This window comes from Amycolatopsis sp. NPDC006125 (assembly GCF_040614195.1).
Taxonomy (GTDB): Bacteria; Actinomycetota; Actinomycetes; order Mycobacteriales; family Pseudonocardiaceae; genus Amycolatopsis_E; species Amycolatopsis_E tucumanensis.
In genome coordinates, this window is sequence record NZ_JBEXTZ010000041.1 from 24857 (window position 1) to 44922 (window position 20066).

Here is a 20066-nt window from a genome sequence, read left to right on the forward strand (position 1 = left end):
GCCCCAAGCCGTCCACCACCAGCACGCTCATCTACCCCACCCGCACCTTCACGAATGGACCAACCGCGACGGCCGCCTAGGCCGTCCTCTACCAGCGCGCCCTTTCAATCCCGCCACCCCACCGGGCACTCCCCCACCACCGGCACCCACACGAGCGGACCAACCCGCGACGGCCGCCCCAGGCCGTCCACCACCAACGCGCCCATCCAATCCCCGCACCACCCCACCGGCACCTTCACGAGCGGACCCAACCGCGACGGCCGCCTAGGCCGTCCTCTACCAGCGCGCCCTTTCAATCCCGCCACCCCACCGTGCGCTCCCACCACCACCGGCACCTTCACGAGCGGACCAACCGCGACGGCCGATCCGATGCCGGCCACACATAAGGCAGGTCGTCCGGCACCCCGTCGAAGAACCGCCGGTAATGCTCCGGATCCTTGTGCAGCAGCGCCGACTGGTGGCTGCGGTGGAACTCCGGGTCACCGAGCCACGGCGGCATCTCCCCCGCCTCCCGCAGCGCCTGCTCGTCCCGCGGCTGCGGCACCCCGACCGCGCGCGCCAGGTCGTCGGTCAGTTTCACCGCGCACGTGTCGGTGTGCCCGGCCGCGCACCACACCCGGCACACCTCCAGCCCGTAGCGGGTCAGGGCCTCCTCGTAGCCGGTCCACATCTTCGCCGCCGGGTGGTGCCGCCACCCGTAGTTCGGCACCGTCAGCGCCCGCAGCACCTGCAGCGTCTCGACGCGCTGCTTGCCGAGGCGCCGCGTGTCCAGCACCCGCGCGGTTTCGGCGAAGCCCGGGTAGGGCAGGAACGTCTGCATTCAGCCCACCCGCTCGTCCGGCGTCGCCTCGTGCCCGGCCACCCCCCGCGAGCGCCGCTCCCGTTTCAGCTCCGCCTCGAACAGGTGCCGCCGCCCGCCGGTCAGCTCGCGCGCCTGCCGCTCGAACGCGCGGAACGGCTGGTAGTAGGTGTCGTCGAAGTCCTCGACCACCTGGAACGTCCACCGCCCTGGCAGCACGTTGCGGCCCACCAGCTCGCGGGCGATGCGGTCGGCCAGCTCGTCGTGGCCGGCCTTGCGCAGCAGCTCGACGGCCTCGCCGACGGCGAAGTCGGTGGTGCCGGTCATGCGGTGGAACTGGTAGAGGTGCCCGCGCGCGACCTCGAGGGTCTCCAGGGCCTCGGTGAGCTTGCCTACTGCCTCCACCGTCGCGCGGTCGTACCGGTCGGCCTCGGGGTTCTCGTCGTCGAGACGGGCGTCAGTCATGCCGGCGGGGTACCCACCGCGAACCGTCTCACAACCGTTGCCGGACGAGCACGGGTTCACGTTTCGTGCGCGAGACCGCCACCCCGGCCAGGCAGAGGACCCCGCCGGCGAGCGAGAGCCAGCCCGGGACCTCGCCGAGCACCGCCCAGGCCATCAGCACCACCACGGCCGGCACGGCGTAGGTGGTCGAGCCCATCTTGCCCGCGGTCGTGCGGGCAAGCGCGTACGCCCAGGTCGTGAAGGCGAGCGCGGTCGGGAAGACGCCGAGGTAGAGCATGCTGAGGGTGGCCTCGGCGGGCGCGGTCGCGAGGTCGTCGAGGAGCTGCCCGGCGAATGGCAGGCACGCGAGGGCGCCGATCAGGCAGCCGAAGGTGGTGACCTGGAGGGCCGAGGCGTGCTTCAGAGCGGGTTTCTGGCTGACCACGCCACCCGCGTAGGTGATGGCCGCGAGCAGGCAGAGCACCACGCCGAGGACGGGCGCGTGGCCGCGGCCGGACATCGACAGCCCCACGACCACGGCGCCTGCGAAGGAGACGGCGAGCCCCGCGAGCAGCCGCCCGGGGAAGCCTTCGCGCAGCAGCCAGCCGCCGAGCAGGGCGATCAGGATGGGGCCGACGTTGACCAGCATGGCGGCCGTGCCCGCGTCGACGAGCTGTTCGCCCCAGTTCAGGACCACCATGTAGGCGCCGAACCACAGCACGCCCGCCCCCGCGATGCCCGGCCACGCCTCGCGTTTCGGCAGCTCTTCGCGCCGGATGACCAGGAAGACGAGGAGGGTGAGCGCGCCGGCGACGAGCCGCCCGAGCGCCAGCGCGCCCGGCGCGAAGTGCTCACCGGCCGCCCGGATGGCCACGAAGGCCGACGCCCACAGGACGACGGTGGTGAGGGCCGCGACCATCGCGCGGCGGTCCATGCTGAGATCCACGACCCGGACGCTATTCGCCGGACGTGTCGGTGTCCGGCGATTTTTCGCCACGACGCCCGACGAGCCGGTCCAGCAGCTCGCGGTTGCCCGGCCAGGCCTGTGCCAGCACCTCTCGTGGTACGAGGCGCGCCGCATACCGCAACGCCAGCGCGACGACGAGAACGTCGTCGAGAGGCCCGATGACCGGCAGGAACTCGGGAATCAGGTCGATCGGCGAGAGCACCCAAAGCCCCGCGACCACGACGGCGACCTTCGCCCGCCGCGGCACGCGCGGATCCTTTCGGAGCCGTTTGACGGTGATCACACAGTCCGGCAGGAGCCGCGCGAGATCCCTGGCCAACCCCGGCGGCAGCAGCTTCGCGAGGAGAATCAGCAGCGCCCACGTGGCGAGGACAACCCCAGCCGCGATCAGGACGCCCGTGAGCCAACCAGGCACTTCGCGCTCCTCCGGGTAGGCCTCGGCAGGAGCCTACCCGCCTCACCCTGTGTGACCGGCCGCTCTTATAGCGCACTGTTGATCACGCGCAGTGACCCACCCCCCGTGAACGAGCGTCCGCGGATGGGCTACTCTTGTGCGCACAAGAGAAGAACAGGTCCGAGTGGCGGAATGGCAGACGCGCTAGCTTGAGGTGCTAGTGCCCGTAAAGGGCGTGGGGGTTCAAGTCCCCCCTCGGACACACGCGCTAGCCACACGGGGCGACACCGTAGCAATCACGGTGCGCCCCTTTGGTTCGTAGAGGAGCCCTACGCCGAGCTCGCCGCACAACTGGTTGAGCGCTCCTGGGTCGGCTTCCGTCAGCTTCGCCCCCACGTCACCGAGCGAGTCGATCATGGCGTGTATCTCGGCGTCGGTTACGGCCGCCGGGGCGGGCGCACCTTCCAGTTCGGCTCTGGCAGCCGCCCCGCCAGCGTCGAGAACAGCTCGCGCCGCACGGCGAACAGCAACCGGCCCGCGAGCACGCCCAGGTCGGGGTTCGTCGCGTTGCGTTCCGCCCGGGTCACCATCCGCCGCTCCTCGCCGTCGCCTTCCGCGGACAGCCTAACGATCAGCCCGGCCGCCGCCCGGTGACGGTTTCCCCGATCCACCCGGTGATCTCCACCCAGACCGGGTGGCCCGGGTGGACGACGTCGAAGTGCGTGCCGCCTTCGACCTCCAGGTAACGGGCGGTGCCGCCCTCGGCGGTCACCTTCTCCGCGTAGCGGCGGCTCCATTCGGCGGGGACGGCCTCGTCGGCGGTGCCGTGCACGGCGAGGACCGGGACGCCGTCACCAGCCAGTTCCAAGGGCGAGGTCCAGGCGTAGTGCCCGTCGGCCAGCAGCGGCACGATCCCGTCGCCGACGGCGCCGGAGACCGCGGGCCACACATCGGGCCGGGCCGGTTCGGGCGCGTCCTTCGGCGGCTCGGCGTCCGGGTCGGCGAGGACCTTGCCGAAGCCTGCCGCGTCGGCGGCCCGCAGGTCGAGCGCGCCGGCCAGTTCGACCAGGCCGACCGGGGTGATCTTCGGGCAGGCGCCGGGTGTTTCGGGCGGAAGCGCGCCGCGGTGGGCGGCCCAGGTGGCCAGGTGCCCGCCGGCAGAGTGGCCGAGGAGGACGACGCGGGTGGTGTCGAGGGCCGGGTCGAGGCCGTCGAGGGCGTCGATCGCGGCAGCGACGTCGAGGAAGGTGCCGGGCCAGCCGCCGCCGGGCTCGCCGATCCGGCGGTATTCCACGTTCCACACCGCATAGCCGCGCCCGACGAGGTCGTCGGCGACGTCGGTGATCTGGCGGCGGTCCCACATGGCGGTCCAATAGCCGCCGTGGAGGACGGCGACGACGGGGAAGGGGCCGTCGCCTTCGGGCAGATACAGCTCGCCGACCTGCGACGGCTCGGGGCCGTAGGCGACGGTGCGGACCCGCCGGGCGGCGTCTTCGGCGTCGTCGTAGCGCACGCCGCGTTCGGCGCCGACCAGTGAGCCAATGGTGGCGAAGAAGGCACCGATCGCGGGGAGGTTGGCGCCCTTGGCCTTCGACTCGTCCCACGCGGCGTCGTCGGTCCACTCGACGAAGTCCAGCCACGTCCGCTCGTCGAGGCGGACCAGGCGCGCGGCGAGGAAGCCGCGCCGGTCCTCCCGGAACGCGGCCACCATGCCCGGGCGCGCGGCCAGCATCGCCTCGGTGTTCTCCGGTGCCACGGTGAACGTGGTCAGCTCGATGACCGACATCGTCAGCTCCTCAATCTGCGGTCCGCCAGGTAGTACTCAACTATGATAGTCATAAAGCATGACTAAATTCGACGCTGTGGCGGCCGTCTCCCTGCGGTTCGGCGTGTCCCTCACCCCGGCCCTCGACATCGCCTCCGTTTGCGCTCGCGCCCTGGCCGCCGAAGAAGGAGGCTTGGACCTGGTCGGCGTTCAGGACCACCCCTACGTGCCGTCCTATCTGGATGCGTTCGTGGTGCTGGACCAGATCCTGGCCGCGACGCGGACGATCAGCGTCTTCCCGGACGTCGCCAACCTGCCCCTCCGCCCGCCCGCTGTGCTGGCGAAGACGACGGCCGCGCTCGACATCGTGTCCGGCGGACGGTTGGAGCTGGCGCTCGGCGCCGGCGGGTACTGGGACGCGATCACCCGGATGGGCGTGCCCCGGCGCACCCCCCGCGAGGCGAACACCGCGTTGCGGGAGGCAATCGTCCTGATCCGCGCGCTGTGGGCGGACGACGTGGCACCAGTCGAGCTGGCGGGAGAGCACTACTCGCTCGCCGGCGTGCCAGCGGGCCCGGCTCCCGCGCACCCGATCGAGATCTGGACCGGAGCCCAGGGCCCGAAGGCGCTGGCTCTCACCGGCGAGATCGCCGACGGGTGGGCCGCGCCGATCGCCGCCTACCTGCCCTACGAGAGATGGGGTGAAGCCAACCGGTTGATCGACAAAGCCGCCGTCGCCGCAGGCCGCGATCCGGCGTCCGTGCGCCGCATCGCGCAGGTCGTCGGCACCATCACGACAGCCAAAGGCCGGCCACGGCTCGACGAGGGCACCTCGCCCGTGCGGGGCACCGCCGGGCAGTGGGCGGAAGTGCTGGCGCGGCTGGGCTCCGAGCAGCCGTTCACCTCGTTCGTGTTCTGGCCCGAGCACGAGACGACCGACCAGATCACCGCGTTCGCCGGCGAGGTGGTGCCCGAGGTCCGTCGGCTGCTGGGCGAGCAGAACGTGTCGAGAGACGAATCCGACGGAAAACGAGCCGATCACGTGAGGCTGGATCGCGCGGACCGCCGGATGATGGGCGCATGAAGGACACGCACTTCGACCTGCTCGTGATCGGTTTCGGCAAGGGCGGCAAGACGCTCGCGGCGACGATGGGCCGGCTCGGCAAGCGCGTGGCGATGGTCGAGCAGTCCGCCGCGATGTACGGCGGCACCTGCATCAACATCGGCTGCGCCCCGACGAAGGCGCTCGTCCACCACGCCGAGCACCCCGGGGCCGGCAGCCCGGGAGAACGCCACCGCCAGGCCGTCGAGGACACCCGCTCGCTCACCAGCGCCCTGCGCGGCAAGAACTTCGCCATGCTCGACACGATCGACTCGGTGGTGGTGATCACCGGACGGGCGGAATTCCTCGACCCGAAGACGGTCCGGGTCACCGCAGGCAACGACGTCCTCGAACTCGGCGCGGACACGATCGTGGTCAACACCGGCGCCGAGCCGATCGTCCCGCCGATCCCCGGGCTGCGCACGAGCGCCCACCTGCTGACCAGCACCGAACTGATCGACCTCGACCACCTGCCGCAGCGCCTGGCGATCCTCGGCGGCGGGTACGTGGGCGTGGAGTTCGCGTCCGTCTACGCCCAGTTCGGCAGCGCCGTCACCGTGCTGGACGCAGGCCCGCGGATCATGCCCCGCGAGGACGACGACATCGCCGCGGCGGCCACCGGGATCCTGCGTGACGCGGGCGTCGAGTTCGTCGCCGGCGCCCACGTCACGGACGTGCGCGACACCGGCGAGGGCGTCAAGATCACCTACGAAGCCGGCGGCCGGACGCACACGCTGGCCGCGGACGACGTACTCGCGGCGACCGGTCGCCGCCCGGTGACCGAGGGGCTCGGCCTCGACCGGGCCGGCGTGCGCACCACCCCGTCCGGCGCGATCGAGGTGGACGAGTCCCTGCGCACCAGCCAGCCACACATCTACGCCGTCGGCGACGTCAACGGTGGCCCGCAGTTCACCTACATCTCCCTCGACGACAGCCGGATCATCACCGACCAGCTGATCGGCGCGGGCCGTCGGTCCACTCTGGATCGCAGGTTCGTGCCGTACACGGTGTTCATGACCCCAGCGCTGTCGCGCGTCGGACTGACCGAGCGCGAAGCGGTCGAACAGGGACTTCCAGTGAAGGTCGTCGAGAAAGCCGTGGCGGACATCGCCGGGATGCCCCGGGCGAAGATCGTCGGCGAGACGCGCGGGCTGATGAAGTTCGTCATCGACCGCGAGACGGATGAATTGCTGGGTGCGGCCTTGCTTAGCATCGACTCTCAGGAGCTGATCAACGCGGTCACGCTGGCGATGCGCCACGGCGTGACCGCGAGCGAGCTGAGGGATGCGATCTACACGCACCCGTCGTCGACGGAGGCGTTCAACGAGGTCCTGGCGGCCCCGCCGGTCCGCGAGGCGTAGTGCGAGACAGAGCGCAGCCCGGACGGGTGTGTTCTCGATGAAAGATCTGCAACGGTCGCAAGCCCAGTTGGCGCCAGATCGCGGAGTGAAGCTATTGTGGGCGCAGGAGTTCGCTGGTGCGCCCGGAGCGTGCGCCGGGATCCAGCGCCCGATCCGGGGCAGGCGCGCGTAGCGCCAAGGACCCGTTAGGTAGCGGACCGAGTCGGTCATCTGCCGTTCGGTCAGCGCCATCTCCCGATCGCCCCAGACACCCAGCACCCGGCAGGTCATGGGCGGCAGGTCGGCGTGCCGGTCCCACAGGGCGAACGTGTCCGCGGGGACGTTGGCGCGGTACCAGTTCAGGCCGGCGGTGAGGGCGCCGGGCCGGGCCAGATCGGTCAGCTGACAGTCGAGGCCGGGGTCATCCGTCCGCGACGCGCCGTCGTAGGCCCAGTCACGGAACCACCTCCAGTCCTCGCACGCCCGCCAGGGCCCAGGCCACCAAGGCACCCCAATCGTGTGCGGCCACGGCGGCACACCAGACGTCCAGCACGTCCAGGAGACCGGTGACGTCACCGAGAATGTGCTCCAACGCGTAGGCGTCCACACCGTCCGGGCGATCACTTTCACCGAAACCCCGCAGATCGGGGGCGATCACCCGGTAACCGACGGCACTGAGCGCCTCGATCTGGTGACGCCACATCGTGGCGCGGTCCGGAAAGCCGTGCAGCAACAGCACCGCGGGCCCCGTGCCGACGTCGATCACGTTGAGGGTGATCAAGCCGACGGTACTCTCCTGCTCGGGAAATCCACAGAAGACGACCTCTCTCACCTCACCGGCCGGCTGTCAGCTTGGCGAGCACGTCCGGGTACCGGCGCGTGTGCGCATCACCGTCCAGGGTCAGCGTCTCCCCGGTGATCCACGAGTCCCGTGTGGACAGGAAGTGGACCGCGTTGGCGACGTCCTCCGGGATCCCGCTCCGGCCGAGCGGCGTGTTGTCCGTGAACTCCTCAGCCAATCCGGGGACCCTCAGCAACGGGGCGACCAGCGGAGTATCCACCAGCCCCGGAGAGACCGCGTTGACCCGGATCTTCTGCGGCCCCAGTTCCAGCGCCGCGACCTGGGTCAGCATCACCACCCCGGCCTTGGCGGCGCAGTAGGCCGCCATGCCCGCGGCCGGCTGGGTCGCGTTCAGGGAGGCGATCGTGACGATCGACCCATACTCATCCATGCGGCGGGCCGTGTGTTTGATCACCAGGAACGCACCGGTCAGGCAGACGTCGACGACCCGCCGCCAGTCGTCCGCGTCGAAGCCGGTCAGGGGCGCGACGGCACTCGTTCCCGCACAGTTGACCACCGCGTCTACACGGCCCGAGCGGGATCCCACCAGGTCGAACATCGTGTCGACCGCGTCGTCGTCGGTGATCCGCACCTGGTGGGCCCAGCTGCGGCCACCCAGTTCGCGGGCGCGGGTCGTCGCGAGGTCGCCGTCGAGGTCGGCGACCACGACAGTCGCGCCATCACGGGCGAACCGCTCGGCGGTCGCCAGCCCGATCCCGGACGCGCCGCCGATGACGACCACCACCCGCGGATCCGTTGTGCTGCTGGGGTTCATGCTGCTCATCCGATCGGAATGTTCTCGTAGTAGGGGACGACGATCAGGTCGGTCGCCGTGACATCACCCACCATCGCCGTGGTCGTCGGGTGCACCGGCTCGGCGGCGACGGCGATGTTGAGGCAGACCGGCCGCCCGGAAGCGAACGCGCGCGCGACCGCCGGACCGATGTCCTCGAGCCGCTCGATCCGTTCCCCGTAAGCACCGAACGCGATCGCGACCTGTTCGTAGGCGCTGTCGGCGAGTTCGGAAACCACCACCCCGGACTGGCCGAACACGGCTTGCTGCCCGTGGATCGACATGCCCCAGACCGCGTTGGTGAACACCACGGTGACCACCGGGATTCCGTGCCGCACCATGGTGTCGAACTCGGACAGGTGGAAAGCCGCCGAGCCGTCGCCGGTGAACAGCAGGACCGGGCGGTCGGGGTCGGCGCGGTGGGCCCCGATGGCGAACCCCTGGCCCACGCCGAGACATCCCGGGTAGCCCAGGCGCAAGACGCTGTTCGGCTCCTCGGCGGCGAAGTGGTATCCGGCCCACGCCGGGACTTCGCCACCGTCGAACACACCGACGGTCCGGGGCGGCAGCGCGGCCATCACTTCGCGCGCCGCATGGTACGGGTGCAGGCGGCCGGACTCGGTCGCGGTGCCGGCACGCCACCTCCGCCTGCGGGCGGTGCTTCGCCGTGGTCTGATGGCCACGGTCATGGTCAGCGCACTGCCCATGAGCGCGATGCCGCGCGGCCCGTTCCCGCTCTCGTCCTCGCCGACGCGGCTTCGTCGATCAAATGCCTCAACACGGAGCACCTGATTGCGACGTGCATCAGACCCATGCCGTGGACCGGCGCAGGTGATATCCGACGGCCAGGAGGACCTGGCCGACCGTCGGGGGACCAGTCATCTGACGGGCCCTGCCGGGCGGAGCCGGGCCCAAGATAGTGACACCTTCGGATGGCGAGGCGAAGGCTTCGCCGCTAGGAATGGAGAGTGCATCATGCCGACGATCACGACTGCTGATGGCGTGGAGATTTTCTACAAGGACTGGGGTACCGGTCAGCCGATCGTGTTCAGTCACGGCTGGCCTCTCTCGGCGGACGATTGGGACACCCAGCTGCTGTTCTTCCTGGCCCACGGCTACCGGGTCATCGCCCACGACCGGCGCGGGCACGGCCGCTCCGCGCAGGTCGCCGACGGGCACGACATGGACCACTACGCCGACGACCTGGCCGCGCTGACCAGCCACCTCGACCTGCACGACGCCATTCACGTCGGCCACTCCACCGGCGGCGGCGAGGTCGTGCGCTACCTCGCCCGCCACGGCGAATCCCGCGTCTCCAAAGCCGTCCTGATCGCGGCCGTGCCGCCGCTGATGGTGCAGACCGACGCCAACCCCGGCGGCCTGCCCAAGAGCGTCTTCGACGACCTGCAGGCCCAGCTGGCCGCCAACCGGGCCCAGTTCTACCTCGACCTGGCCTCCGGCCCGTTCTACGGCTTCAACCGCCCCGGCGCCGAACCCTCCCAGGGTCTGATCCGCAACTGGTGGCGCCAGGGCATGGAAGGCGGCGCGAAGGCCCACTACGACGGGATCGTCGCCTTCTCCCAGACCGACTTCACCGAAGACCTGAAGAAGATCACCGTCCCGACCCTCGTCATGCACGGCGACGACGACCAGATCGTCCCCTACGCGGACTCGGGCCCGCTCTCGGCCGGGCTGCTGCGCAACGGCACCCTCAGGACCTACCCGGGATTCCCGCACGGCATGCCCGCCACCGAGGCCGACACCATCAACGCCGACCTGCTCGACTTCATCCGGTCATGAGCAGCCCGATCGCGGTGCTCGGCGCCACCGGCCGCCAAGGCGGCGCCGTGGCCCGCCACCTTCTCGAGCACGGCGCACACGTCCTCGCGCTGGTCCGCGACCCCGACAGCGCGAGCGCGCACCGGCTGCGGGAGGCCGGCGCGGACACCGTCCGCGCCGACCTGGCGGACGCGGGCTCGCTGGTGGCCGCTTTCCAGGACACAGCCGCGGTCTTCGCGATGACGACGTACAACGCCGACGGGGCGGATTCGGAAGTCCGGCAGGGATCGGCCATCGCGGACGCCGTCGTCGCCGCGAAAGTGCCGTCCGTGGTCTACAGCTCCGTCGGCGGCGCGGACCGGGCGACCGGGATCCCCCACTTCGAGAGCAAGTGGGCGATCGAACAGCGGCTGCGCTCGACCGGCGTGCCGCTGACCGTGATCCGGCCGGTCTTCTTCATGGAAAACCTGATGCGTGCCGGTGTCGTCACCGCCGAGGCGGACGGGCAGGTCTTCCGGTACGCCTTCGCGCCAGGGGTGCCGGTCCAGATGATCGCCTCCGACGACATCGGCGCGATCGCCGCCCGGGCGGTCCTCGACCCCGACGCCATCCCGGGCGGTCAGCTGGAGATCGCCGGCGACGAGCTGACGCCGGAGCAGATGGCGGCGGCCTTCGCCGAGGCTTCGGGCCGCCCCACCCGGTTCGAGCCGACGCCGATCGACGCGGTCGCCGACGCGGACCGGCAGGCGATGTACACCTGGCTCGCGACCACGCCGGGGTACCAGGCCGACTTCGCCACCACCTCGGCGCTGCGGCCCGGGATCCGGTCCTTCCCCGCCTTCCTGTCCGGCGCCAACCCGTGAAGGAGCCCGTGATGACACCCCGGCCGCATCACCTCCCCCGCGCGATCGAGGTCCGCGGCGTGCGGCACAACTCGCTGCGCGACCTCGACGTCGACGTGCCGCTGTGGCGGACCGTGGCGGTGGCCGGGGTGTCGGGGTCGGGGAAGACGTCGCTCGCGATGGGGACGCTGTACGCCGAAGGGCTGCACCGGTTCCTCGAGGGCCTGTCCACCTACAGCAGGCGGCGGATCGGCCAGGCCCAGCGGCCGGACGCCGACCGCATCGACCACTTGCCACCGGCGCTCGCGTTGCGGCAGCGGCCACCGGTCCCCGGACCGCGCAGCACGGTCGGGACGATGAGCGAGGTCCTCAACGTCCTGCGGTTGATCATGTCGCGTCTGGGGACCCACCGCTGTCCCAACGGCCACGATGTGCCACCGGCGGTCGCCACGCAGGGGATGGAGATCGTGTGCCCGGTGTGCGGGGTGCGGTTTGAGCACCCGGGCGCGGAGTCGTTCGCGTTCAACTCCGTCGGTGCCTGCCCGGGCTGCGACGGGACGGGCGTGCGCACCGAGGTCGACCCCACGGCGCTGGTGCCGGACCCAGGCAAGACGATCGACGAGGGCGCGGTGCTGTCGTGGAACGTCGGCGGGCGGCGGCTGAGCCGGTACGCCGCCGGTGAGCTGGGAGTGCGGCTGGACGTGCCGTACCGCGAGCTCACCGCCCGGGAGAAGGATTTCGTCATGCACGGCGAGCCGGTGCGGCAGCAGGTCGTCGTCTCGGGCCGCAACGGCAGGCAGGTGACCCTGGAGGTCACCTACGACAACGCCATCACCGCCGCCCGCCGCTCGGAGAAGAGCAAGTTCCTCGTCACGCACACCTGCCCGGTCTGCCACGGCTCCCGGCTGCGGTCCGAGGCCCTGACCAGCCACCTGGACGGCCGCGACCTCGCCGAACTCAGTGCTCAGGACCTCGACCACCTCGCCGCGTTCGCCGGCGGCCTGCCCGCGCTGATGCCGGCCGAGCTGACCCGGCTGACCACCGGGCTGGTCGGTGAGCTCACCGGTGCGCTCACCCCGCTGCTGGAGCTCGGCCTCGGCTACCTGAACCTGGACCGGGCCGGATCGACGTTGTCCACCGGCGAGCGGCAGCGCATCGAGCTCACCTCGACTGTCCACGCGAGCACGACCGGCATGCTGTACGTCCTGGACGAGCCGTCCGTCGGGCTCCACCCGAGCAATGTCGCGGGGCTGCGCAAGGCCATCGACGCCCTGGTGCGCAACGGCAACTCGGTGGTGCTGGTCGAGCACGACCTCGACGTGATCCGCACCGCCGACTGGATCATCGAGCTTGGCCCTGGTGCCGGGCGGCAGGGCGGCACGGTCGTCGCCGAGGGCACCCCGGCCGAGATCGAAGCCGACGAGCGGTCGATCATCGGCCCGTTCCTGACGGGCCGCGAAACGGTCGAGCGCGCGCCACGACCGCGCGCCGGCGAACCGGCCACCATCACCGTCAGCAGCCTCCACAATCTGTCCGGGGTGACGGCCACGTTCCCGCTCAACCGGCTCACCGCGATCGCCGGCCCGTCCGGCACGGGCAAGACCGCCCTGGTGCTGGAAAGCCTGGTCCCCGCTGCGCGGGCACAGTTGGCCGGCACGCCGCTGCCCGGCCACGTCGCCCGGCTGGAGCTGGGACCGCTACGCGGCGTCGTGGAGATCGACGCGACGCCGATCGGCCTCAACGCCCGGTCCACTCCGGGCACCTACACCGGTGCCTTCGACGCGATCCGAGCCCGCTTCGCGGCCGCGACCGGACAGGCCGCCGGGCAGTTCTCCTTCAACACGAAGGAGGGGCAGTGCCCGACCTGCAAGGGCCTCGGTTCGATCGACCTGGACGTGCAGTACCTGCCCGACATCACGGTGGAGTGCCCGACCTGCCACGGCGCGCGGTTCGGTGAGAAGACGCTCGAGTCGCGTATGGACGGTCTCACGATCGCGGACGTTCTCGAGCTGACGGTCGACGAAGCCCTGGAACGCTACGCCGACGTGCCCACCATTGTCCGGCCGCTGCGGCCCGTGGCCGAGGTCGGGCTGGGGTACCTGCGGCTCGGTGAGCCGACGCCGGCCCTGTCCGGCGGGGAGTCCCAGCGCCTGCGCATCGCCGCGCGCCTGCGCAGCAGCCAGCGGAACGTGCTGTATGTGCTCGACGAGCCCTCGACCGGACTGCATCCGGCCGACATCCGCGCCCTGGTGGCGGTGTTCGACCGCCTCCTGGACGCCGGGGCCACTGTCGTCGTCATCGACCACGACCTCGACCTGATCGCCGCGGCCGACCACGTGCTCGACCTGGGCCCCGTCGGCGGCCCCGGCGGTGGCCGCATCGTCGCCCAGGGGACGCCGGACCAAGTCGCCGCCGACCCCGCCAGCGTCACCGGCCCGTACCTCACCGAACGCGTCGGGCTTCGGGGGCGTCGCGAGTGAGGTAGCACCACATGCGCTCCTCGATCCCGCCGGTCCACACCGCACGGGCTGTGGCTTCGTCCGCGCTGAATTCGACGGCGCCGGCACCGGTGGACCGCACGGCCAGATCCATTTCGCTCGCGGTCTCGAGGAACTGCGCGAGAACCACAGCCCGCGGCAATGACTCACCCACGACGACCGCACCGTTGCCGCGAAGCACGATCGCCGGCGCGTTCCCCAGCGCTTCCGCCACCGACTCCGCGGCCATCTCCGTCCGGACCAGCCGGGGATCGGGCCACAACGGCGGTCCCGGAGCGAAGTACGCCCCGGTACCGTCGAGCGGACGCGCGGTGCACCCGAGCGCCGACAGCGCCCGCACCGCGACGGGTAGCACTCGCGCGATACCACCGACGTCGGCTCGGCGCCGGTAGATCGCCTGGTGCAGCCGGACCTCACCCGGAACATCGCGGGGCAGCTCGCCGGTCACCGCGGCGACGATGCCGGGTCGTCGCCCGATCTGTCCCAGTGGGACGGCCGGCGTGACGAGGAAAGTGGACTCGTCGCGCCGGAACGAGCAGTGCCCGTACGCCGTGACGAGTCCCGCCCCGGACAGCGCCCTGGCCGCGGTCCGGAGCATGCGCTGCAGGTCCGGTTTCACGGCCGGTAGACCGCGAACACCTTGGACGAGTTGAAGACGTAGGACTCCTCGAACACGCTCCAGTCCGGCTTCGGACGGCCGAGTTCCTCCATGGCCCCGGCCAACGTGTACCAGTTGAGCAGCTCCTGCTGGCCGCTGTCCTCGATCTCCGTCGTCGTCCGGGTGCGCCAGACGTCGTAGTCGCCCTTGGTCATCGCGTCGTACAGCACGCGGTCGGCGGCGACGTCGGGCTGGAGTCGCCACGTCTTGTCGGTGTTGAAGGCGTGGCTCCAGCTGGAGGACGCGACGAGGACGACCCGAAGGTCGGTGGCGGCGAACGCCCGCGCCACGGCCCGGCCCACCTCCATGAACCGCCACGGCGGCGGCGACGGCGGATCCAGCTGCGCGGGCGTCTCGCCGAGGGACACCGCGAACCCCTTGTTCGCCACGACGAGCGATCCGTAGCAGTTCAGCGGGAACGCGATGACCGGATAGGGGAACCCGCGGCGGTGGTAGTCGAGGTAGAGCAAGGTGTTGAGGAAGGCGTGCGCGAACCCTTCCTGATGGAGAGGCCGGTACGCGTACGAGACGTCGATCCCCTGCTCCAGGAGGTCCTTCGCCAAGCCCCTCGCGATGTCCGGAGCGCCCTTCACCTCCAGCACCGTGTCGGGGCCCTCGTTCCACACGTTCGGCTTGTCGTCCATGCCCGACGAGTGCGCCATGGTCGCCCACGGCTTGATCGTCAGGTCGGGATAGGCCAGGACCGCGTACGGCGGGATGATGTCCTCGCGGAAGTTCTCGTATTGGTCGTCGCCCCAGATCAGGACGACGTCCGGCTCGAAGGCGTCGATCTCCGAGCGGCAGTGGTCGAGGGCGGACACCAGCCGTTCCCGGTGCCGGGTCGCCGCGGCCCGGCCCTCGTCGGAACCCCACTCCTGCCGCATCCGTTCCGGCCACGAGGCCGGATCTTTCGCGTGCTCGGGCACGAGCGGATCCTGGAGGTTCTTCCGCAGCAGCCACGCCATGTCCTCGTCCACCCCGGACAGTGGCGGGTAGTGCGTCACCCCGATCCCGAGAATTTCGCCCACGGTGTTCCTCGCAATCGTCGTGTCCGTCGGGAAGAAGCGCAGTGAATACCGGCTTCGCCGGAGCGTCAACGGTTGCCGTTTCGATGAGAGAAACGGTCCGCTTCGGCTTTGCGCCCGCGGCCACGAACCTGGGTCGTATGAGCCGAACGAAGGTGACGGCAGCGATCGTGGGGCCGGGGAACATCGGGACCGATCCGCTGGCCAAACTGCAGCGAAGCCAGGTGATCGATGTCCGTTACGTGGTCGGCGTGGTGGAGTCCGACGGCCTGGCGCGGGCCCGCGCGAAAGGCGTCGGAGCGTCTGCGGAGGGCGTGGATTGGCTGCTGCGGCAGGACCCGCTGCCGGATCTCGTGTTCGAGGCGACCTCCGCGAAGGCCCACATCGCGAACGCCCCGCGCTACGCGGAGGCCGGGATCCAGGCCGTCGACCTCACCCCGGCCCACCTCGGGCCGATGGTGCGCCCGCCGGTCAACCTGCACGCGCACCTCGATGCACCCAACGTCTCGATGATCACCTGCGGTGGGCAGGCCACGATCCCCGTGGTGCACGCGGTCTCCCGGATCACCCCGGTGCCCTACGCCGAGATCATCGCGTCGGTCGCGTCGCGCGGCGCCGGCCCCGGCACCCGCGCGAACATCGACGAGTTCACCCGGACCACCGGCAACGCCGTCGCAGAGGTCGGCGGAGCCGGCCGCGGCAAGGCGATCATCATCCTCAACCCGGTCGAGCCGCCGATGATCATGCGCGACACCGTGTTCTGCATGATCGGTGCCGACGCCGACCGGGCGGCGATCACGGCTTCGGTCCACGAGCCCGAACTGCCGCACGCCGTGCGGATCGTCGACACCACCCTGCGCGACGGCTCGCACGCCATGACGCACCGGTTCACCGAGACGCAGGTCCGCGACACGGTCCGGGCCCTCGACCGCGCCGGCGTCGAGGTCATCGAGGTCACCCACGGCGACGGGCTCGGGGGCTCGTCGTTCAACTACGGCTTCTCCCGCACCGACGAAACGCGCCTGATCGCCGCCGCTCGCGACGAAGCGAAGCAAGCGAAGATCGCGGTACTGCTGGTTCCGGGAATCGGGACGGTCGGCGACCTCAAGCGGGCGCGCGACCACGGCGCCGACCTGGTCCGGGTCGCCACCCACGCCACCGAGGCCGATGTATCGCCACAGCACTTCACCGCCGCCCGTGACCTCGGGATGGAAACCGCGGGGTTCCTCATGATGGCCCATCGCGTCTCGCCGGAAGACCTGGCGAAGCAAGCGCGGATCATGGTCGACGCCGGCTGCCAGGCACCGTACTGCACCGACCCGGCGGGCGCCTTGCTCATGCACGAAGCCCGGGCCCGGTTCGAGGCTCTCGTCGCGGAAGTCGGCGACGAGGCTTGGGTCGGCTACCACGGCCACCAGAACCTGTCCTCCGGCGTGGCCAACTCCGTCATCGCGTACGAGTCCGGCGTCCGGTACATCGACGGATCGCTGTGCGCACTGGGGGCCGGGGCAGGCAACAGCCCGACCGAAGTGCTCGCCGCGGTGTTCGACCGGCTCGGAATCGACACCGGGCTCGACGTCGGGGCCCTGCTGGACGCGGCCGAGGACGTCGTGCGCCCGTACCTGACCCGCTGGCCGAAGATGGACCGCAACGCCGTCGTGCAGGGCTGGGCCGGGGTGTACTCGTCGTTCCTGCTGCACGCCGAAACGGCCGCCGAGCGGTACAAGGTGCCCGCTCCCGACATCCTCCGGCGGTGCGGCGAGCTGGGCCTGGTCGGCGGCCAGGAAGACATGATCACCGACATTGCGATCGAACAGGCGGGTGAGCGGCGATGACCTCGTTCGGGCACATCATCGATGGCCGGGAGCAGGACTCGCTCGACGGCTCGCGATTCGACTCGATCGACCCGTGGACGCGCGAACCGTGGGCCGACGTGGCCCTTGGCGGACCAGCCGAGGCCGGCCTCGCGATCGCCGCCGCCCGGCGCGCGTTCGACGAAGGACCGTGGCCGCGCATGGGATACGCCGAACGCGGTGCGCTGCTGCACCGGCTCGCCGACCTCGTCGAGGAGCACGCCGACGAGCTGGCGCTCGCCGACTCCCGCGACATGGGCAAACCGGTCGCCGACGCCCGGGACAAGGACGTCCCCCGTGCGGCGCGGAACTTCCGTTTCTTCGCCGACCACGCCCGGCTCGCGACCTCCGAGGCCTATCCCTCGGACACCGGGCACCACGCCTACGCCCGCTTCGAGCCGGCCGGGGTCGTCGCCGCGATCGCTCCCTGGAACTTCCCCCTGATGCTGGAGACGTGGAAGGTCGCACCGGCTCTGGCCTGGGGCAATACCGTTGTGCTCAAGCCGGCCGAGGACGCACCGGCCAGCGCGACGATCCTGGCCCGGCTGGCGACCGAGGCCGGGTTCCCGCCCGGTGTGTTCAACGTGGTGCACGGCTACGGACCCGCGTCGGCCGGGGAAGCGCTCACCACCGATCCGCGGGTCGACCGGATCACCTTCACCGGCGAATCCGGCACCGGCCGGATCATCGCCGCCGCCGCCGCGCGCAACCTGACGCCGGTGAGCCTCGAACTCGGCGGTAAGGGCGCCAACCTGGTCTTCGCCGACGCCGACCTGGACAACGCCGTCGACTGGTCGATCAGGGCGATCTTCACCAACGCCGGGCAGGTCTGCCTGGCGGGTTCACGCCTCTTCGTCGAGCGTCCCTTGCTCGAGGAGTTCACGGCCCGCTTCGTCACTGCCGCGGAGGCCCTGGTGATCGGCGACCCGCGGGACCCGGCCACGCAGGTCGGCCCGTTGGCGTCGGAGACACATTGGCGCAAGGTGTCCGGCTACCTCGACGATCCCGGCGGCAAGGTGCTCACCGGCGGGCGCGGCGACGGATGGGTCATCCGGCCGACGATCGTGTCCGAGGTCCCCGCCGATTCGCCGCTGCAGTGTCAAGAGGTCTTCGGGCCCGTCGTGACGATCACGCCGTTCGACACCGAAGCCGAGGCCGTCCGGGCGGCGAACGACTCGCCGTTCGGCCTGAACGCCATGGTGTTCACCGAGAACCTGTCCCGCGCCCACCGGGTCTCCGCGGCCCTGCGCGCGGGCACGGTCTGGACGAACTGTTTCTTCGTCCGTGACCTGCGGGCGCCGTTCGGCGGCGTGGGCGACTCCGGCTGGGGCCGGGAAGGCGGCAACTTCAGCCGCGAGTTCTTCACCGAGCCCAAGGCCGTGGTCATGGCCATCCGGGACGAACGGTGAAAGACACGCGGGACAAGGCCCGCGCGCTCTACGACGCCCGCAGCACCCGGACCCCGATCCCCCCGTTCACCGACGACGAGCCGGGTCTCGGGATGGCCGACGGCTACGCGGTACAACGTGAACTGATCGACCTGCTGCTCGCCGACGGCGACCGCATCGTCGGCCACAAGGTCGGGCTGACGTCCGAGCCGATGCAGAAGATGATCGGCGTCGATTCACCGGACTACGGGCCGGTGCTGGTGTCCACCGTCTACCGCGACGGCGACGAAATCCCGCTCAGCCGGTTCATCGCTCCCAAGCTCGAAGCCGAAATCGTGTTCGTGCTCGGTGATCGCCTGGAAGGCCCGGGAGTCACCATCACGGAAGCGCGGGCGGCGGTCGCCGGGGCGGTGGCCGGGATGGAGATCGTCGACTCCCGCATCGAAGACTGGCGCGTCCGGCTCGCCGACACCGTCGCCGACCTGGCGTCCAACGGCGCCGTGGCGACGTCGAGCCGGATCGTCCCGATCGATGGGTTCGACACCCGGCTCGTGGGCATGACATTGACCCGCAACGGCGTGGTGATCGACACCGGCGCCGGTGCGGCCGCCTTGGGTGATCCGGTGGCTGTCGTCGCCTGGCTCGCCAACGTCCTGGGTGCCGACGGAGTAGCCCTCGAACCCGGGCACCTGATCATGACCGGCGCGCTGCACGCGGCCGTCCCCATGGCCCCGGGGGACGTCTTCCGCGCCGACTTCGACCGCCTGGGACCGGTGACCGTGCGGGTGAGCGGATGAACAACGTCGGCAAGTGGGCTGAGCAGCTGGCGAAAGCGGTCGCCGACCGCATCGCGATCCCCAGGCTGTCCGCTGAATCCCCGGAACTCGACCTCGAGACCGCCTACCGCGTACAGCGCGAACTGCGCGCGGCCGCCGGCCCCCTGGCCGGCCGCAAACTGGGTGTGACGTCCCGGGCAAAGCAGGCTCAGGTGGGCGTCTCCTCCCCCGTCCACGGATATCTCGCCGCAGCGGATGCCGTCGACCTCGGCGAGCCTTTGGACACCGCGCCGCTGATCCAGCCCCGGTGCGAGCCGGAGATCGTCTTCCTCCTGGGCCGTGAACTCGCCGGGCCGCACGTCACCGCCGCGGACGTCCTCGCCGCGTCCCGCGGCGTCGCTGTGGGGATCGAGGTGCTCGACTCCCGTTACACCGACTACGAATTCACGATGCCGGACGTCGTCGCCGACAACACCTCCGCCGGCCGATACGTGGTCGGCCCGCCCGTGGATCCGTCCGGCTTCGACCTCCGTCTGGTCGGCGTGCTGCTGGAGAAGAACGGGAAGGTCGCGGCCACCGCGTCCGGCGCGGCCGTGCTCGGCCATCCGGCCGCCGCGGTGGCGTGGCTGGTGCGCCGGTTGTGGACGGAAGGCGAAGGACTGCGCGCGGGTGAGATCGTGCTGTCCGGCGGACTGACCGCCGCCGTCCCGGTGGCTCCGAAAGACGTCGTCGTCGCCTCGATCGACCGGTTGGGCTCGGTCGAGCTTGCTTGCCGCTGACCCACCGACGAAAGGCACACACC

The 20066-nt window shown here is 70.8% G+C and carries 20 protein-coding genes, 1 tRNA gene and 1 pseudogene; 11 read left to right on the forward strand and 11 right to left on the reverse strand.

The window, feature by feature from the left end; genetic code table 11:
- Window positions 1-337: 337 nt before the first annotated feature.
- From ABZ193_RS21615 to ABZ193_RS21630, 4 genes are read right to left on the reverse strand one after another with little or no spacing between them, the layout of a single operon-like run.
- Entirely contained in the window at window positions 338-820 is a 483-nt protein-coding gene (locus ABZ193_RS21615; RefSeq protein WP_020419104.1) for an MSMEG_6728 family protein, read from the reverse strand.
- Window positions 821-1264: a hypothetical protein gene (locus tag ABZ193_RS21620; RefSeq protein ID WP_020419103.1), complete on the reverse strand. Its 444-nt coding sequence runs from the start codon at window positions 1262-1264 to the stop codon at window positions 821-823.
- A gap of 28 nt (window positions 1265-1292) precedes the next feature.
- Window positions 1293-2177, reverse strand: a complete 885-nt coding sequence (locus ABZ193_RS21625) for a DMT family transporter (protein ID WP_237335131.1) — start codon at window positions 2175-2177, stop codon at window positions 1293-1295.
- Between the two features lie 22 nt (window positions 2178-2199).
- Window positions 2200-2625, reverse strand: coding sequence for a DUF1232 domain-containing protein (locus ABZ193_RS21630; protein WP_237335089.1), 426 nt, complete (start codon window positions 2623-2625; stop codon window positions 2200-2202).
- A 157-nt stretch (window positions 2626-2782) separates the two neighbouring features.
- On the opposite strand from ABZ193_RS21630, the gene ABZ193_RS21635 reads away from it, so the two are divergent.
- Window positions 2783-2866: transfer RNA gene (locus tag ABZ193_RS21635), tRNA-Leu, on the forward strand.
- Window positions 2867-3041: 175 nt separating this feature from the next.
- On the opposite strand, the gene ABZ193_RS21640 is transcribed toward ABZ193_RS21635, so the two are convergent.
- Window positions 3042-3194 (reverse strand): hypothetical protein, encoded by a 153-nt coding sequence (locus ABZ193_RS21640; RefSeq protein ID WP_237335090.1) that lies wholly within the window; start codon window positions 3192-3194, stop codon window positions 3042-3044.
- A gap of 41 nt (window positions 3195-3235) precedes the next feature.
- Window positions 3236-4390, reverse strand: a complete 1155-nt coding sequence (locus ABZ193_RS21645) for an alpha/beta hydrolase fold domain-containing protein (RefSeq protein WP_237335091.1) — start codon at window positions 4388-4390, stop codon at window positions 3236-3238.
- A gap of 58 nt (window positions 4391-4448) precedes the next feature.
- Here ABZ193_RS21645 and ABZ193_RS21650 point away from each other — a divergent pair, with 58 nt between their 5' ends.
- Window positions 4449-5453 (forward strand): LLM class flavin-dependent oxidoreductase, encoded by a 1005-nt coding sequence (locus ABZ193_RS21650; RefSeq protein ID WP_237335092.1) that lies wholly within the window; start codon window positions 4449-4451, stop codon window positions 5451-5453.
- Window positions 5450-6832, forward strand: a complete 1383-nt coding sequence (locus ABZ193_RS21655) for an FAD-dependent oxidoreductase (protein ID WP_237335093.1) — start codon at window positions 5450-5452, stop codon at window positions 6830-6832. Before ABZ193_RS21650 ends, ABZ193_RS21655 begins: the two co-directional genes overlap by 4 nt.
- Before the next feature lie 433 nt (window positions 6833-7265).
- Here ABZ193_RS21655 and ABZ193_RS21660 read toward each other — a convergent pair whose 3' ends face one another.
- The 3 genes from ABZ193_RS21660 to ABZ193_RS21670 are packed head-to-tail and all read right to left on the reverse strand — an operon-like array spanning window position 7266 to window position 9134.
- Window positions 7266-7592: an alpha/beta fold hydrolase gene (locus ABZ193_RS21660; RefSeq protein WP_237335094.1), complete on the reverse strand. Its 327-nt coding sequence runs from the start codon at window positions 7590-7592 to the stop codon at window positions 7266-7268.
- Between the two features lie 52 nt (window positions 7593-7644).
- The gene (locus ABZ193_RS21665) at window positions 7645-8436 is read right to left on the reverse strand and encodes an SDR family NAD(P)-dependent oxidoreductase (protein WP_237335095.1); all 792 of its coding nucleotides are present in this window, start codon (window positions 8434-8436) and stop codon (window positions 7645-7647) included.
- Window positions 8433-9134: a thiamine pyrophosphate-dependent enzyme gene (locus tag ABZ193_RS21670; RefSeq protein ID WP_354711241.1), complete on the reverse strand. Its 702-nt coding sequence runs from the start codon at window positions 9132-9134 to the stop codon at window positions 8433-8435. The genes ABZ193_RS21665 and ABZ193_RS21670 overlap by 4 nt, the downstream gene beginning before the upstream one ends.
- A gap of 286 nt (window positions 9135-9420) precedes the next feature.
- On the opposite strand from ABZ193_RS21670, the gene ABZ193_RS21675 reads away from it, so the two are divergent.
- The 3 genes from ABZ193_RS21675 to ABZ193_RS21685 are packed head-to-tail and all read left to right on the forward strand — an operon-like array spanning window position 9421 to window position 13546.
- The gene (locus ABZ193_RS21675; protein ID WP_027936037.1) at window positions 9421-10245 is read left to right on the forward strand and encodes an alpha/beta hydrolase; all 825 of its coding nucleotides are present in this window, start codon (window positions 9421-9423) and stop codon (window positions 10243-10245) included.
- Window positions 10242-11087 carry an NmrA/HSCARG family protein gene (locus ABZ193_RS21680; protein ID WP_020419099.1) on the forward strand — a complete coding sequence of 282 codons (846 nt, stop codon included), beginning with the start codon at window positions 10242-10244 and terminating at the stop codon, window positions 11085-11087. The genes ABZ193_RS21675 and ABZ193_RS21680 overlap by 4 nt, the downstream gene beginning before the upstream one ends.
- An 11-nt stretch (window positions 11088-11098) precedes the next feature.
- Window positions 11099-13546 (forward strand): excinuclease ABC subunit UvrA, encoded by a 2448-nt coding sequence (locus tag ABZ193_RS21685; protein ID WP_354711242.1) that lies wholly within the window; start codon window positions 11099-11101, stop codon window positions 13544-13546.
- Here the strand turns inward: ABZ193_RS21685 and ABZ193_RS21690 are convergent.
- Window positions 13509-14183 carry a class II aldolase/adducin family protein gene (locus ABZ193_RS21690; protein WP_354711244.1) on the reverse strand — a complete coding sequence of 225 codons (675 nt, stop codon included), beginning with the start codon at window positions 14181-14183 and terminating at the stop codon, window positions 13509-13511. The genes ABZ193_RS21685 and ABZ193_RS21690 overlap by 38 nt on opposite strands.
- The gene (locus ABZ193_RS21695) at window positions 14180-15250 is read right to left on the reverse strand and encodes an extradiol ring-cleavage dioxygenase (RefSeq protein ID WP_020419096.1); all 1071 of its coding nucleotides are present in this window, start codon (window positions 15248-15250) and stop codon (window positions 14180-14182) included. The genes ABZ193_RS21690 and ABZ193_RS21695 overlap by 4 nt, the downstream gene beginning before the upstream one ends.
- A gap of 137 nt (window positions 15251-15387) precedes the next feature.
- On the opposite strand from ABZ193_RS21695, the pseudogene ABZ193_RS21700 reads away from it, so the two are divergent.
- The 5 genes and pseudogenes from ABZ193_RS21700 to ABZ193_RS21720 all read left to right on the forward strand — a co-directional run.
- Window positions 15388-16059, forward strand: a pseudogene (locus ABZ193_RS21700) (acetaldehyde dehydrogenase (acetylating)); the annotation flags it as partial.
- Between the two features lie 9 nt (window positions 16060-16068).
- The gene (gene dmpG, locus ABZ193_RS21705) at window positions 16069-17082 is read left to right on the forward strand and encodes a 4-hydroxy-2-oxovalerate aldolase (RefSeq protein WP_354711259.1); all 1014 of its coding nucleotides are present in this window, start codon (window positions 16069-16071) and stop codon (window positions 17080-17082) included.
- On the forward strand, window positions 17079-18509 hold the full coding sequence (locus ABZ193_RS21710; protein WP_354711245.1) for an aldehyde dehydrogenase: 1431 nt from the start codon (window positions 17079-17081) through the stop codon (window positions 18507-18509). Before dmpG ends, ABZ193_RS21710 begins: the two co-directional genes overlap by 4 nt.
- On the forward strand, window positions 18506-19285 hold the full coding sequence (locus ABZ193_RS21715; protein WP_020419094.1) for a fumarylacetoacetate hydrolase family protein: 780 nt from the start codon (window positions 18506-18508) through the stop codon (window positions 19283-19285). Before ABZ193_RS21710 ends, ABZ193_RS21715 begins: the two co-directional genes overlap by 4 nt.
- On the forward strand, window positions 19282-20043 hold the full coding sequence (locus ABZ193_RS21720; RefSeq protein ID WP_354711246.1) for a fumarylacetoacetate hydrolase family protein: 762 nt from the start codon (window positions 19282-19284) through the stop codon (window positions 20041-20043). The genes ABZ193_RS21715 and ABZ193_RS21720 overlap by 4 nt, the downstream gene beginning before the upstream one ends.
- Window positions 20044-20066 lie beyond the last annotated feature (23 nt).